Raw genomic sequence first — 13,745 nt, forward strand, 5'->3', positions numbered from 1 at the left:
TGGGCTGTTCGCCATAGTGCGATACAATAACACTATTGCTTAATAACCCATGAAACGTCTATGCGTGCTTTACCTCTTTGGATAATGTCGCTGAGTTGCCTGGCAACTTCTGCTTTTGCAACCGCTGCTTTTGCAACAACACCAGCAACAACATCAGCGCCAGCGGATATCCGCCAGAGCGGTTTCGTATATTGTGTCAACGGGGTGTTGAATACCTTTAACCCCCAGATGGCCAGTAGCGGTTTGACCGTTGATACTCTAGCCGCCCAATTATATGACCGGTTATTAGGCGTTGACCCCTATACCTATCGTTTGATCCCGGAGCTGGCACAGAGCTGGGAGATACTGGATGACGGTGCAACCTACCGTTTTCATCTGCGTAGAGACGTGCCTTTCCAGACCACAGCCTGGTTCCAACCGACACGTAAAATGAATGCTGACGATGTGGTGTTCAGCTTTGAGCGGGTGTTTAACCCTGACCATCCCTTCCACAACGTCAATGGCGGCGAATACCCCTATTTCGACAGTTTGCAGTTTGTGGACTCAGTACAAAGCGTAAAGAAACTGGATGACTATACCGTCGAATTCCGCCTGCGAGCCCCTGATGCCTCTTTCCTCTGGCACCTGGCGACCCATTATGCCCCAGTGCTCTCAGCGGAATATGCCACAAAACTGATGTTGAACAATACACCCGGTATGATTGACCGTGAACCTGTTGGTACCGGCCCTTTTCTGCTGAGTGAGTACCGCTCCGGGCAATACATCCGTCTGGCACGCAATGATCTCTACTGGAAAGGGAAACCTCGGATGTCCCAGGTGGTGATCGATACCGGCGTGGGGGGGACTGGCCGCTTATCCAAGTTACTCACCGGTGAGTGTGATGTACTGGCTTACCCAGCCGCCAGTCAGTTGTCAATTCTGCGTGACGACCCTCGCCTGCGCCTGACCCTGAGACCCGGTATGAACATCGCCTACTTGGCTTTTAATACCCGCAAACCGCCACTCGACAATCTGAAAGTTCGCCAGGCGATTGCCTTGTCCATCAATAATCAGCGTTTGATGCAGTCAATTTACTATGGCACCGCGGAAGCCGCAGCCTCCATCTTGCCGCGTGCCTCCTGGGCATATAATAACGATACCCATATAACCGGATACGACCCAGCCAAGGCCCGTGAAATGTTGCGCGAAGCAGGCATTGAGTCGCTGGATCTGACACTGTGGGTCCCCACTGCCTCTCAATCTTACAACCCAAGCCCATTAAAAATGGCAGAACTGTTGCAGGCAGATTTGGCCCAGGTGGGTATTAATCTGGTTATTGTGCCGATAGAAGGTCGTTTTCAGGAAGCTCGTCTGATGGAGATGAATCACGATCTGACGCTGACAGGCTGGTCCACTGACAGTAATGACCCAGACAGCTTCTTCCGCCCATTGCTCAGTTGCGCGGCAATTCGCTCACAGACCAATTACGCTCATTGGTGCGACCCCAGTTTTGATGAATTACTCCAGCAAGCATTACTATCGCAGCAACTGTCGCAACGTATCGACAAGTACCAATTGGCGCAAAAAATTATTGAGCAGCAATTACCGGTGCTGCCATTGGCCTCCTCTTTACGTCTACAAGCCTACCGTTATGATATTAAAGGGCTGGTATTGAGCCCATTTGGTAATGCGTCATTTGCTGGGGTATACCGTGAGACAACAACGGAAGAGGTGAAAAAGTGATAATCTTTATCTTACGCCGCCTGTTGCTGCTGTTGATCACCTTATTCTTACTGACCCTGGTCAGCTTCAGCCTAAGCTATTTTACCCCGCGAGCGCCACTTAATGGCGCTGCTCTGCTGGATGCCTATCAATTCTATTTATCCAGCTTGCTGCATGGCGACTTCGGTATTTCCAGCATCGATGGTCAGGCCATCAGCGAGCAATTAAGAGAAGTGTTCCCTGCCACCATGGAATTGTGTTTTCTGGCCTTTACCATGGCTCTGTTTATCGGGATCCCTTTGGGGCTTATTGCAGGGGTGATGCGTGGCAAATGGCAAGATACCGCCATCAGTACCTTTGCACTACTGGGTTTTTCAATCCCTGTATTTTGGCTGGCCTTGCTGTTAATGCTGTACTTTTCACTACACCTGGGTTGGTTGCCGGTTTCTGGGCGTTTTGACATGCTCTATCAGGTAGATCATGTCACTGGCTTGGCGCTAGTTGATGCCTGGCTCTCCGATTCACCTTATCGCAGCGAGATGATCGCCAGCGCATTGCGCCATATGGTGTTACCGATTACCGCACTGGCGGTTGCGCCGATTACCGAAGTGATCCGTCTGATGCGCATCAGTACCGACAGTGTTTTCGGCCAAAACTATATCAAAGCTGCGGCAACTCGTGGGCTATCGCGGTTTACCATTATTCATCGTCATGTTCTGCATAATGCTTTGCCCCCCATCATTCCACAACTTGGATTGCAGTTTTCTACCATGCTCACACTGGCTATGATCACCGAAGTCGTTTTCAGTTGGCCTGGCTTGGGCCGCTGGTTGATTAGCGCTATCCGCCAACAAGATTTTGCGGCTATCTCTGCTGGAGTGATGGTTATCGGTACATTGGTGATTACCATCAATGTGCTGGCCGATATTCTTGGTGCTGCCACCAACCCGCTAAAACATAAGGAATGGTATGCCCTTCGATAATGTCTATCGCGAAAAGAAAATGCCGAGCCCGGCGCTTTACACTTGGCGGATTTTTTACGCTGATACCTTGGCGATGATTGGTTTGTATGGCGTGATTAGCCTGTTGCTGCTTTCCCTGTTTGGCAGCCTGTTGGCACCTTATGCGCTGGATCAACAGTTTTTAGGTTCTCAATTGTTGCCGCCCTCTTGGTCCCGTTACGGCAATGTGTCGTTCTTTTTGGGTACCGACGATTTGGGGCGCGATATTCTCAGCCGCTTGCTAAATGGTGCCGCTGCCACTTTCGGCTCCGCATTGTTGGTCACGCTCGCCGCCGCTGTGGTTGGCGTTATTCTGGGGGTTTTCGCTGGGGTGACCCGTGGCCTGCTCTCAGCAGTATTGAACCATATCCTTGATACGCTACTGTCTATCCCTTCCTTACTATTGGCAATTATCGTAGTCGCATTTATCGGGCCAAAGCTTGAGCACGCCATGTTGGCGGTTTGGCTGGCGCTGTTACCTCGCATGGTACGTACCATCTACAGCGCCGTGCATGATGAGTTGGAAAAAGAGTATGTGGTGGCTGCACGTTTAGATGGCGCTTCCACATTACAAATCCTGTGGTATGCCGTTATGCCGAATATTGCCGCTGTGCTAACAACTGAATTCACCCGTGCGCTATCGATGGCTATTCTCGATATTGCCGCGCTGGGATTCCTTGATCTCGGTGCACAACTCCCTTCCCCCGAGTGGGGGGCAATGTTAGGCGATTCCCTGGAGCTCATCTACGTGGCTCCTTGGGCCGTGATGTTACCGGGTGCCGCTATTATGCTCAGTGTGTTGCTGGTCAACCTATTGGGTGACGGTATGCGCCGTGCAATTAATGCGGGGGTGAAATAATGGCGCTGCTTGATATTCGCAATTTAACCATCGAATTTATGACGGCTGAAGGGCCGGTTAAAGCGGTTGATCGCATCAGTATAACACTGGCCGAAGGTGAGATCCGCGGTCTGGTCGGGGAGTCCGGTTCAGGAAAAAGTTTGATCGCCAAAGCAATTTGCGGCGTCACCAATGATAACTGGCACGTTACTGCCGACCGCTTTCGCTTTAACGATATCGACTTGTTGAAACTCACTCCGCGGGAAAGACGCAAGCTGGTTGGCCGCGATGTATCGATGATTTTTCAGGAACCCCAATCCTGTCTCGATCCCTCTGAAAGCATTGGTCGCCAGATAGCGCAGGCGATCCCTCGCTGGACTTATAAGGGCCGTTGGTGGCAACGGTTTAACTGGCGTAAACGCCGGACGATTGAGTTGCTGCATCGTGTAGGTATTAAGGACCATAAAGATATTATGGGGAGTTTTCCTTATGAGTTAACCGAAGGTGAATGCCAAAAAGTGATGATCGCCATCGCGTTAGCCAATCAACCCAGATTGCTGATTGCCGATGAGCCAACCAACTCCATGGAGCCAACGACCCAGGCACAGATCTTTCGCCTACTGGCTGGATTGAATCAGAACAATAACACCACCATTTTGTTGATCAGTCACGATTTGCAGATGATGAGTAAATGGGCGGATCGGGTCAATGTGCTCTACTGCGGTCAAACCGTTGAGAGCGCGCAATGCGAAGACTTGCTTGCTGCGCCGCATCACCCCTATACACAAGCCCTGATCCGTGCCATGCCAGATTTTGGCCGTTCACTGCCTCATAAAAGTCGCCTGAACACCTTGCCAGGAGCTATTCCCTCGCTGGAGCACTTGCCAATAGGTTGCCGACTCGGGCCTCGTTGCCCTTACGCACAGAAAAAATGTATTGAAACCCCCAGCCTGCGCTCAGTAAGAGGTCGTCTCTTTGCTTGCCACTTTCCATTGAACATGGAGGAGCAGTAATATGGAAACACTATTGGAAGTGCGCAATCTGGCAAAAACCTATCGTTACCGCACCGGGTTATTCCGCCGCCAACATGTTGAAGCCGTCAAACCGGTCAGTTTTACGCTGCGTGAAGGCCAGACGCTGGCGATTATTGGAGAGAATGGTTCCGGTAAATCCACTCTGGCAAAAATGCTCTCCGGTATGGTTGAGCCCTCTTCCGGTGAATTGCTGATTGATGACCATCGGCTGGAATTTGGTGATTATCGTTACCGTAGCCAGCGGATCCGCATGATTTTCCAAGATCCCAGTACTTCGCTCAACCCGCGCCAGCGTATCAGCCAAATCCTTGATGCACCATTACGTTTGAATACCGAGTTTGATGCCATCGAACGCGAGGCGCGTATCAATCAAACTTTGCGTCAAGTGGGCATGTTGCCCGATCATGCCTACTATTATCCGCATATGCTCGCCTCGGGGCAGAAACAGCGTGTGGCGCTGGCCCGGGCCCTGATCCTACAGCCTAAAGTGATTATTGCCGATGAAGCCTTGGCTTCGCTAGATATGTCGATGCGTTCACAAATCATTAACCTGATGCTGGAACTGCAAGAAAAACATCGGATTTCATATATCTACGTTACGCAACATCTCGGAATGATGAAACATATCAGCGATCAGGTCATTGTGATGCATGAAGGTGAAGTGGTAGAGCGTGGAAGCACCGCCGAAGTCTTGGCTGCACCGTTACACGATCTTACTAAGCGACTGATTGCCGGTCATTTTGGTGAGGCATTAACGGCAGATGCCTGGCGGCGTGATGGCGCCCGGTTTTAAATACGGCATTTCAGGCGTGGTCACCGCACGCCTTTGCCAACACCATTAAATGAACGGTTAAGTCGGTTTTGCCGTCTGTTTATTAACATGAGAAAACCGACAGGTTAAACTTGCCCGCAGCTGATGATTCGCGTAAAAATGTCTGCCGCAAATATTGCCACTTACAACCTATCTACTGGACGATATGTTTCAAGATAATCCGCTGCTGGCGCAGCTTAAACAGCAACTTCACTCTCAAACCCCACGCGTTGAAGGCGTAGTAAAAGGGACTGAGAAAGGTTTTGGCTTTTTAGAAGCTGATGGCCAAAAAAGTTATTTTATTCCGCCACCGCACATGAAAAAAGTGATGCACGGTGATCGTATTGTCGCCACTTTACATACGGAAAAAGAACGTGAAATCGCCGAACCGGAAACACTGGTTGAACCTTTCCTGTCGCGCTTTGTTGGTCGGATACAGAAAAAAGATGATCGCCTCTCTATCATCCCTGACCACCCGTTGTTGAAAGAAGCCATCCAGTGCCGTCCAGTACGTGAATTGACGCATAATTTGCAAACTGGTGACTGGGTAATAGCCGAAATGCGCCGTCACCCGCTAAGAGGTGATCGGGGTTTTTACGCAGATGTAACCCAATTTATCACTGACGGTGAAGACCACTTCGCCCCTTGGTGGGTCACGCTGGCGCGTCATAATCTTGAAAAAGAAGCACCAGAAATGGTCGCCATCGGTGATTATGACCGCACACTACCACGAGAAGATCTGACCGCACTGAACTTTGTTACCATTGACAGCGCCAGTACCGAGGATATGGATGACGCGTTATTGGTACAGGATAACGGTGACGGATCACTGCAATTAACTATCGCCATTGCTGACCCTACCGCTTATGTCGAGCCAGGCAGTCCTCTGGATGATATCGCCCGCAAGCGCGCTTTCACCAATTACCTGCCAGGTTTCAATATTCCCATGTTGCCACGGGATCTGTCAGACAATCTCTGCTCACTGCGCCCTAACCAGCGTCGCCCAGTGCTGGCTTGCCGTGTCACAATAGCCGCAGATGGCGCATTGTGTGATGATATCCGCTTCTTCGCTGCTGAGATCGAATCCAAAGCTAAATTGGTCTATGACGAGGTCTCCGACTGGCTGGATGGTATTGCAGGCTGGCAACCACCTAATGAAGCGATTACCCAGCAGGTCACCTTGCTAAAGCAGGTGTGTGATCGCCGTAATAGCTGGCGCCATGAACACGCCCTGGTGTTCAAAGATCATCCAGATTATCGCTTCGTCTTAGGCGAGAAAGGCGATGTATTGGAGATTGTCAGTGAGCAACGCCGCACCGCCAACCGGATTGTTGAAGAGTGCATGATTGCAGCCAACGTTTGTGCCGCGCGAGTCCTGCGCGATCATCTCGGCTTTGGTATCTATAACGTCCATAACGGCTTTGACCCTGCCCTGGTCGAGCAAGCGGTCACGGTTCTGCAGGCCAATAATATTGCCGCTGAAGGGGAAAAACTGCTTACCCTGACAGGATTCTGCGAACTGCGTCGCCAACTTGATGCACAACCAACGCAGTTTCTTGATGGCCGTATCCGCCGCTTCCAAACTTTTGCCGAGATATCCACCACACCAGGACCGCACTTCGGTTTAGGGTTGGAGGCCTATGCCACCTGGACCTCTCCAATCCGTAAATATGGCGATATGATCAACCATCGTTTGCTGAAAAGTATTATCATTGAACAAGTGACTGAAAAACCACAAGATGAACTCCCCGCCCAGTTGACCGAGCGTCGACGGTTGAACCGCATGGCTGAACGTGATGTGGGTGATTGGTTATATGCGCGCTTTTTGAAAGATAAAGCCGGTAGTGACCAACGTTTCAATGCGGAAATTATCGATGTGACTCGTGGTGGCCTGCGTGTACGCCTGTTGGAAAACGGGGCCGTTGCCTTTATTCCCGCCTCTTTTATTCACGCAGTACGCGATGAAATGGTTTGTAGCCAGGAAGCTGGCACGGTTCAGGTAAAAGGCGAAGTCATTTATCGCCAGAGTGATACCGTACAGGTCAAGATTGCTGAAGTCCGTATGGAAACCCGCAGCGTTGTTGCCAAGCCTGTCAACTGAGCTGACAAGCCGGTCGTTTGACAATCAGGGCGCTACACAGCGCCCTGATTGTCAGGTTATTTAACCCAGTTGCATCGAACCAAAAGCCCCTTGCCAATCCTGCTCAAATTTCTCTACTGCCGCTTGCACTGCAGGTGTAGTAATGAATTGTTCCGCCACATCCACCGGTAAAGTGATGGACTGGCAACCAGCCAGCAGACACTCCAGCGCCTGACGGGGAGTTTTAAAGCTCGCAGCCAAGACTTTGGCATGAGGCGCATGCAGTGTCAGCAACTGCTGCAATTCATGTACCATTTCAATACCATCACCCCCTTGAGCATCCAGGCGATTAACGTAAGGCGCGACATACTCAGCCCCGGCCAGCGCGGCTAATAATCCTTGCCCGGCACCATAGACCGCGGTGCCTAGTGTTGGAATCGACATGGATTTCAACTGTTTGATAGCTGCCAACCCTTCCGCGGTGGTCGGTATTTTAACCACCAAACCGCATACACGCTGATTTAACAGCACGGCTTCCGCAACCATTTGCTCTGCATTGTTTGCCATCACTTGAGCAAATAACTTACCGGTGCCACCTAAGGCATCACGTAGTGCCGGAAGAACTTCCCAAATAGGTTTACCCGCTTTGGCAACAATGCTGGGGTTAGTCGTTACACCGTGCAACGGCAACACACGCGCCAAACGCTTAACCGCTGTCACATCAGCGGTATCCAGATAAAGCTCCATATCGTTCTCCTGAGTCTTTTGTGGATGAATTCAAGCTGTGGACATGATAGTGGAAAAAACCTCTCATTAGTTGATTAAAATCAAACCAACTTTCATTCGAAAGATATTAAATTTACGTAAGAAGATCCCAAGAGACCTACATTCATAAAGGTGACCCATGCTATTTAATCTACAGCGCTATTCAACCCATGACGGCCCAGGCATCCGTAGTGTGGTATTCCTGAAAGGCTGTTCGCTGGGTTGCCGCTGGTGCCAAAACCCGGAGAGCCGTTCTCGGCAACAGGAATTACTGTTCGATCAGCGCTTGTGCCTTGCGGGATGCACACTCTGTAGTGAGTGCTGTCCCCACGCCATTACCCGCCTTGACGAAACATCGTTAGCGTTACAACGTTCACAATTGACTGTGGCTGATTATGAGGCATTAACCGATTGCTGCCCAACCGGTGCGTTAAGCGTCTGTGGTTCGCTCATCGACATTGATGCCGTTATGGCTGAAGTCATGCGTGACAAGCCTTACTATTTACGTACCGGCGGTGGCCTAACGCTGTCAGGCGGTGAACCCTTTATGCAACCCGAGATCGCCGCTGAGTTGCTCAAACGTGGGCGCGAAGCCGGGATCCATACCGCGGTAGAGTCTTGCTTGCACACCCCTTGGGCCTATATTGCGCCCTCTTTACCTTGGCTAGACTTGATGCTGGCAGACCTCAAGCATGTGGACGAAGTGCGTTTCAAACAATGGACAGATGGCTCAGCCAAGCGCGTAATGGACAATTTCCGCCGTTTGGCGGCGGCAGGTACTCAGATCACCATACGTGTGCCGCTGATCCCTGATTTCAATGCTGACCGCGACTCTATCCGTGCCATTACCGACTTTGCCGCTGACGAGGTGGGTGTCAAAGAAATCCACTTTTTGCCTTATCACACCTTAGGTATCAATAAGTACCATCTGCTCGGCGCACCTTATTACGCTTCCCGTACCCCTCTTGATGATCCTGAACTGCTGGCCTATGCCGAAAACTATGCCAACGACAAAGGTCTGACTGCTATTTTACGAGGATAACACCATGACAACACTCGACCTGACTACCCTGACCGAGCGCACTCGGGCACATAAACTTGCGCTGATTCATATCGTCAAACCCCCGGTCTGCACCGAACGTGCGCAACATTACACGGAAGTCTACCAGCAGCAACAAGATAAACCGCTGCCGATCAGACGTGCGCTGGCACTGGCAAATCACCTGGCTAAACGCACCATCTGGATCAAAAACGATGAGTTGATTATCGGTAATCAGGCCAGTCAGTTACGTGCCGCGCCAATTTTCCCGGAATATACCGTCAGTTGGATTGAAAGTGAGATTGACGAACTGGCAGATCGCCCCGGTGCGGGCTTCTCGGTGAGCGAAGAGAACAAACAAGTATTACATGCCTTATGCCCGTGGTGGCGTGGTCAAACCGTTCAGGATCGCTGCTACGGGATGTTCACTGATGAGCAAAAAGCCCTGTTGGCAACCGGGATCATCAAAGCAGAAGGTAATATGACCTCCGGTGATGCTCACTTGGCGGTTAACTTCCCATTGTTACTGGCGAAAGGCTTGGATGGCCTACGTGAGAAGGTATCTGAACGCCGTGAACGCCTTCAGCTTACCGACTGGGATGACCTGCATAAGGAGCAGTTCCTTAAAGCCATTGATATTGCTCTGGCGGCGCTGAGTGACCATATTCTGCGCTTTGCCCAATTGGCTCGTGAGATGGCACAGACCGAACAACGGACCTGGCGGCGCGAAGAGTTGCTGACCATAGCAAATAACTGTGAACTGATCGCTCACCAGCCGCCACAAACTTTCTGGCAAGCCTTGCAACTCTGTTACTTCATCCAGCTATTCCTACAGATTGAATCTAATGGCCATTCCGTCTCCTTTGCTCGTCTCGACCAATATCTCTATCCCTGGTATCGCCGTGATGTTGAACTGGAACAGACTCTCTCCCGTGAAAAAGCCATTGAGATGCTGCACAGTTGCTGGTTAAAGCTGCTGGAAGTCAACAAAATCCGTTCTGGTTCACACTCTAAAGCCTCTGCGGGTAGCCCGTTGTACCAGAACGTGACCATTGGCGGACAAAAGTTGATCAATGGTCAACCTTGCGATGCCGTTAACCCGCTCTCCTATACCATTTTGGAGTCCTGTGGCCGCCTGCGTTCAACGCAGCCAAACCTGAGTGTGCGTTATCACGCCGGGATGAGTAATGACTTCCTTGATGCCTGTGTGCAGGTGATCCGCTGTGGTTTCGGTATGCCAGCCTTCAACAATGATGAAATCGTTATTCCTGAGTTTATTAAACTGGGGGTAGAGCCACAGGATGCTTACGACTATGCCGCTATCGGCTGTATCGAAACTGCTGTTGGTGGCAAATGGGGTTATCGTTGCACTGGGATGAGCTTTATTAACTTTGCTCGTGTCATGTTGGCCGCCTTAGAGGAAGGCCGTGATGCTACCTCCGGTAAAATTTTCCTGCCACAGGAACTGTCGCTATCCAAAAACAACTTTAGCCATTTCGACCAGGTACTGGCTGCCTGGGATACACAGATCCGCTATTACACCCGTAAATCCATCGAGATTGAGTGTGTGGTCGATACCGTGCTGGAAGAAAATGCTCATGATATCGTCTGCTCCGCATTAGTGGATGACTGTATCGAACGTGGCAAGAGCATCAAGCAAGGTGGCGCCAAGTATGACTGGATTTCTGGCCTGCAAGTGGGGATCGCTAACCTTGGCAACAGCCTGGAGGCGGTGCGTAAACTGGTATTCGATCAGGGGATTATTGGCCAACAGCAATTGGCACAAGCACTGGCGAACGACTTTGCCGGTCTGGATGGCGAGCAACTACGCCAGCGCCTGATCAACGCAGCACCTAAGTACGGCAACGATGTTGATGATGTTGATCAACTGCTGGTACGTGCCTATCAGACCTATATCGATGAACTGAAGCAATACCACAATACCCGCTTTGGTCGTGGCCCGATTGGCGGAACTTACTATGCAGGAACCTCATCTATCTCGGCTAACGTGCCATTTGGTGCCGCAACCATGGCAACCCCGGATGGCCGAAAAGCCCATACCCCATTGGCGGAAGGTGCCAGCCCGGCATCAGGGACCGACCACCTTGGCCCTACCGCTGTCTTTAACTCGCTGGCAAAATTGCCCACCGAGGCAATTCTAGGTGGGGTGTTACTCAACCAGAAGCTGAACCCATCAACACTGGAAAATCCACGTGACCGCGAAAAACTGATGTTGATGCTGCGCACCTTCTTTGAGTCTTACCATGGCTGGCATGTACAGTACAACATTGTCTCTAGGGAAACACTGTTGGCTGCCAAACAGCATCCTGATCAATATCGTGATTTAGTGGTACGTGTAGCTGGATATTCTGCCTTCTTTACCGCATTATCTCCTGATGCGCAGGATGATATTATTGCGCGAACCGAACATACTCTTTAATCAGTAAATCATTGCGGCCACTGCCAGGTGGCCGCCTATCAGGCTACTATGAACTCAAGACAACAAACCATTCTACATTTGGTGAATGACCGCCGCCGCATTAGCGTCAGCGAACTGGCCCGCGCTGCCGGTGTTTCTGAGGTAACCATTCGCCAGGATCTCAACCTGTTGGAAAAACGTAGCTACCTTAAACGTGTTCATGGCTCTGCCATTGCTTTAGAAAGTGATGATGTCGATGCCCGCATGATGTCTAACTTCGCGCTCAAACAGAAACTGGCGCAATATGCCGCTTCATTGGTTAACGATGGCGAAACCATTTTTATCGAAAGCGGGAGTAGTAATGCGCTCCTGGCCCGCTATCTGGCTGAGAACAAGCGTGTCACCCTGATCACCGTCAGTTACTATATTGCTCATTTATTGAAAGAAACTGATTGTGATGTCATCGTGCTCGGTGGGTTATACCAGAAAAAAAGTGAAACCGTTGTCGGCCCATTAACACGCACTTGTATACAGCAAGTCCATTTCAGCAAGGCTTTTATTGGGGTGGATGGTTATCATCCAGAAACCGGGTTTACTGGCCGCGATATGATGCGTGCTGACATTGCCAATGCCATCTTGGCCAAAGGTGTAGAAAGTATTGTATTGACCGACTCATCAAAATTCGGTCAAATTCAACCTAACCCATTAACTGCCACTAATAATAATATTGGACGCGTAATTACCGATGCACGTCTATCAGTTGGCTACCAGCAATTGTTAGAACGTCAAGGCATCAAAGTCGATCTGGTCAATGAATAACTTTTATACTCGTCATCCGCCAAGCTGCATGGGTATTAGCTGCGGTTGCTCGTCTCATCCATGAGACTCATCCCCTACGGGGCCGCCACCACCGGCGTTCAAATCGGTTTCTGACCCATTTGTCTCGAACTTGCAGTCTACCTGCAACTAGAATTATTTAGAGTATAAAAACAGCCTAATAACTCACACATTATTCATAATTTATCCATAATTGACCGATAAAGTGATTTTTGATTTTAAAATATTTACACTCCATAAAATTACTCTATATTCGGCGCTATATTATTACTTCACGACAACATCCCCATGAGCTTTCCTGAATTATAAACGTGTATATCGTTGTATCGTTGGTGAGCGATGTTTACAGACAACGCTCCAAATAAAAGGCGAACTTTAGGAAATAGTTATGCGTAAATTGACTGCTTTATTTATCGCTTCTGATTTAGCTTTCAGCGGCACGACGATGGCCTTTGCAGTTGATGAAGCCACTGCCCCTACCCGAATTATTTAGCGCATATACCCATCCCAATGAAGCTACAGCGGTGTTGGCTACGCTCGTGCACCCGAATCACTTACCCAAGTGAACTCATCGGGATTCCCTTGCCGCCTACCTGCAACTTCATTGAACTTTGGTATAGTTCTCCCTCGCGATCTTATTCGCCGAGGGAGTATTCAGTTGGTTAGTGTAAAAGGATTACATATGAAAAAACCAATTAGCTTGTTATTGTCATCTGCAACTCTTAGTTTAGTAATGATGAGCAACGTCAATGCTGCTGGAGAATTACAGCCAGGCAGATCAGGGCCGACAAACGGTGAAAATACCCTACTCCTTTGGGATACGCACTATTCAGGCTATATCATCTCAAATTATACGTTAGATAAATTAGAAAAAACTGACAAACTGGCAAAAGAAAGCCAGCAGAAACTCCAAGAAATGACCAGCCAATTCGATAAATTAAAGGAAGATCTCAAAGCAAAAGACCGTGAAATTGGCGAACTTAAGAATAAATTGGGTCAACCAGATAAGAAGCCCGCTGAGTTAAACGAATTAAAGCATAAAGTTGACCAGTTAGACAATAAACTCAGCGAACTTAACGAGCTGAAGCGTAAAGTCAACCAGCCAAACAATCAATCTGCCGAGATAAGCGATCTAAAACGGCAAGTCGAGCAATTAGGCGCAAAAGTTAATCAAATCAATGAATTAAAAAGTAAAGCCGACCAGTCAGGCAATCAATCTG

The 13,745-nt window shown here is 49.7% G+C and carries 11 protein-coding genes; 10 read left to right on the forward strand and 1 reads right to left on the reverse strand.

Annotated features, from left to right (window positions below; all coding sequences use genetic code 11):
• The first annotated feature begins 60 nt into the window (after positions 1-60).
• The 6 genes from sapA to AC2A06_RS12295 all read left to right on the forward strand — a co-directional run bounded on the left by sapA (position 61) and on the right by AC2A06_RS12295 (position 7,486).
• Positions 61-1,722: an ABC transporter substrate-binding protein SapA gene (sapA, locus tag AC2A06_RS12270; protein WP_484380457.1), complete on the forward strand. Its 1,662-nt coding sequence runs from the start codon at positions 61-63 to the stop codon at positions 1,720-1,722.
• Positions 1,719-2,684 (forward strand): putrescine export ABC transporter permease SapB, encoded by a 966-nt coding sequence (gene sapB, locus AC2A06_RS12275; protein WP_023491679.1) that lies wholly within the window; start codon positions 1,719-1,721, stop codon positions 2,682-2,684. Before sapA ends, sapB begins: the two co-directional genes overlap by 4 nt.
• Positions 2,671-3,561 carry a putrescine export ABC transporter permease SapC gene (gene sapC, locus AC2A06_RS12280; RefSeq protein WP_023491678.1) on the forward strand — a complete coding sequence of 297 codons (891 nt, stop codon included), beginning with the start codon at positions 2,671-2,673 and terminating at the stop codon, positions 3,559-3,561. The genes sapB and sapC overlap by 14 nt, the downstream gene beginning before the upstream one ends.
• Positions 3,561-4,553: a putrescine export ABC transporter ATP-binding protein SapD gene (sapD, locus tag AC2A06_RS12285; RefSeq protein ID WP_023491677.1), complete on the forward strand. Its 993-nt coding sequence runs from the start codon at positions 3,561-3,563 to the stop codon at positions 4,551-4,553. The genes sapC and sapD overlap by 1 nt, the downstream gene beginning before the upstream one ends.
• Position 4,554: 1 nt before the next feature.
• A complete protein-coding gene (gene sapF, locus AC2A06_RS12290; RefSeq protein WP_484380458.1) occupies positions 4,555-5,367 on the forward strand; it encodes a putrescine export ABC transporter ATP-binding protein SapF in 813 nt (270 codons plus the stop codon).
• 184 nt (positions 5,368-5,551) lie between these two features.
• On the forward strand, positions 5,552-7,486 hold the full coding sequence (locus AC2A06_RS12295; protein WP_484380459.1) for an exoribonuclease II: 1,935 nt from the start codon (positions 5,552-5,554) through the stop codon (positions 7,484-7,486).
• A gap of 60 nt (positions 7,487-7,546) precedes the next feature.
• On the opposite strand, the gene fsa is transcribed toward AC2A06_RS12295, so the two are convergent.
• Complete coding sequence (fsa, locus tag AC2A06_RS12300) at positions 7,547-8,212, reverse strand: fructose-6-phosphate aldolase (protein ID WP_023491674.1); 666 nt, start codon at positions 8,210-8,212, stop codon at positions 7,547-7,549.
• A gap of 157 nt (positions 8,213-8,369) precedes the next feature.
• On the opposite strand from fsa, the gene AC2A06_RS12305 reads away from it, so the two are divergent.
• The 4 genes from AC2A06_RS12305 to AC2A06_RS12320 all read left to right on the forward strand — a co-directional run.
• Complete coding sequence (locus AC2A06_RS12305; protein WP_484380460.1) at positions 8,370-9,272, forward strand: glycyl-radical enzyme activating protein; 903 nt, start codon at positions 8,370-8,372, stop codon at positions 9,270-9,272.
• A 4-nt stretch (positions 9,273-9,276) separates the two neighbouring features.
• Complete coding sequence (locus AC2A06_RS12310; RefSeq protein ID WP_484380461.1) at positions 9,277-11,709, forward strand: formate C-acetyltransferase/glycerol dehydratase family glycyl radical enzyme; 2,433 nt, start codon at positions 9,277-9,279, stop codon at positions 11,707-11,709.
• A gap of 48 nt (positions 11,710-11,757) precedes the next feature.
• A complete protein-coding gene (locus AC2A06_RS12315) occupies positions 11,758-12,507 on the forward strand; it encodes a DeoR family transcriptional regulator (protein WP_484380462.1) in 750 nt (249 codons plus the stop codon).
• A 700-nt stretch (positions 12,508-13,207) separates the two neighbouring features.
• Positions 13,208-13,745 (forward strand): hypothetical protein (locus AC2A06_RS12320; RefSeq protein WP_484380463.1); only part of this gene is annotated, 538 nt, incomplete at its 3' end.

This window comes from Serratia sp. HNCC26DJ244, from assembly GCF_057180565.1.

Coding starts and splice junctions, on each gene's coding strand:
- sapD (WP_023491677.1), top strand. CDS start 3,561: ATGGCGCTGCTTGATATTCGCAATTTAACCATCGAATTTATGACGGCT.
- AC2A06_RS12305 (WP_484380460.1), top strand. CDS start 8,370: ATGCTATTTAATCTACAGCGCTATTCAACCCATGACGGCCCAGGCATC.
- sapA (WP_484380457.1), top strand. CDS start 61: ATGCGTGCTTTACCTCTTTGGATAATGTCGCTGAGTTGCCTGGCAACT.
- fsa (WP_023491674.1), bottom strand. CDS start 8,212: ATGGAGCTTTATCTGGATACCGCTGATGTGACAGCGGTTAAGCGTTTG.
- AC2A06_RS12295 (WP_484380459.1), top strand. CDS start 5,552: ATGTTTCAAGATAATCCGCTGCTGGCGCAGCTTAAACAGCAACTTCAC.
- sapC (WP_023491678.1), top strand. CDS start 2,671: ATGCCCTTCGATAATGTCTATCGCGAAAAGAAAATGCCGAGCCCGGCG.
- AC2A06_RS12310 (WP_484380461.1), top strand. CDS start 9,277: ATGACAACACTCGACCTGACTACCCTGACCGAGCGCACTCGGGCACAT.
- AC2A06_RS12315 (WP_484380462.1), top strand. CDS start 11,758: ATGAACTCAAGACAACAAACCATTCTACATTTGGTGAATGACCGCCGC.
- sapF (WP_484380458.1), top strand. CDS start 4,555: ATGGAAACACTATTGGAAGTGCGCAATCTGGCAAAAACCTATCGTTAC.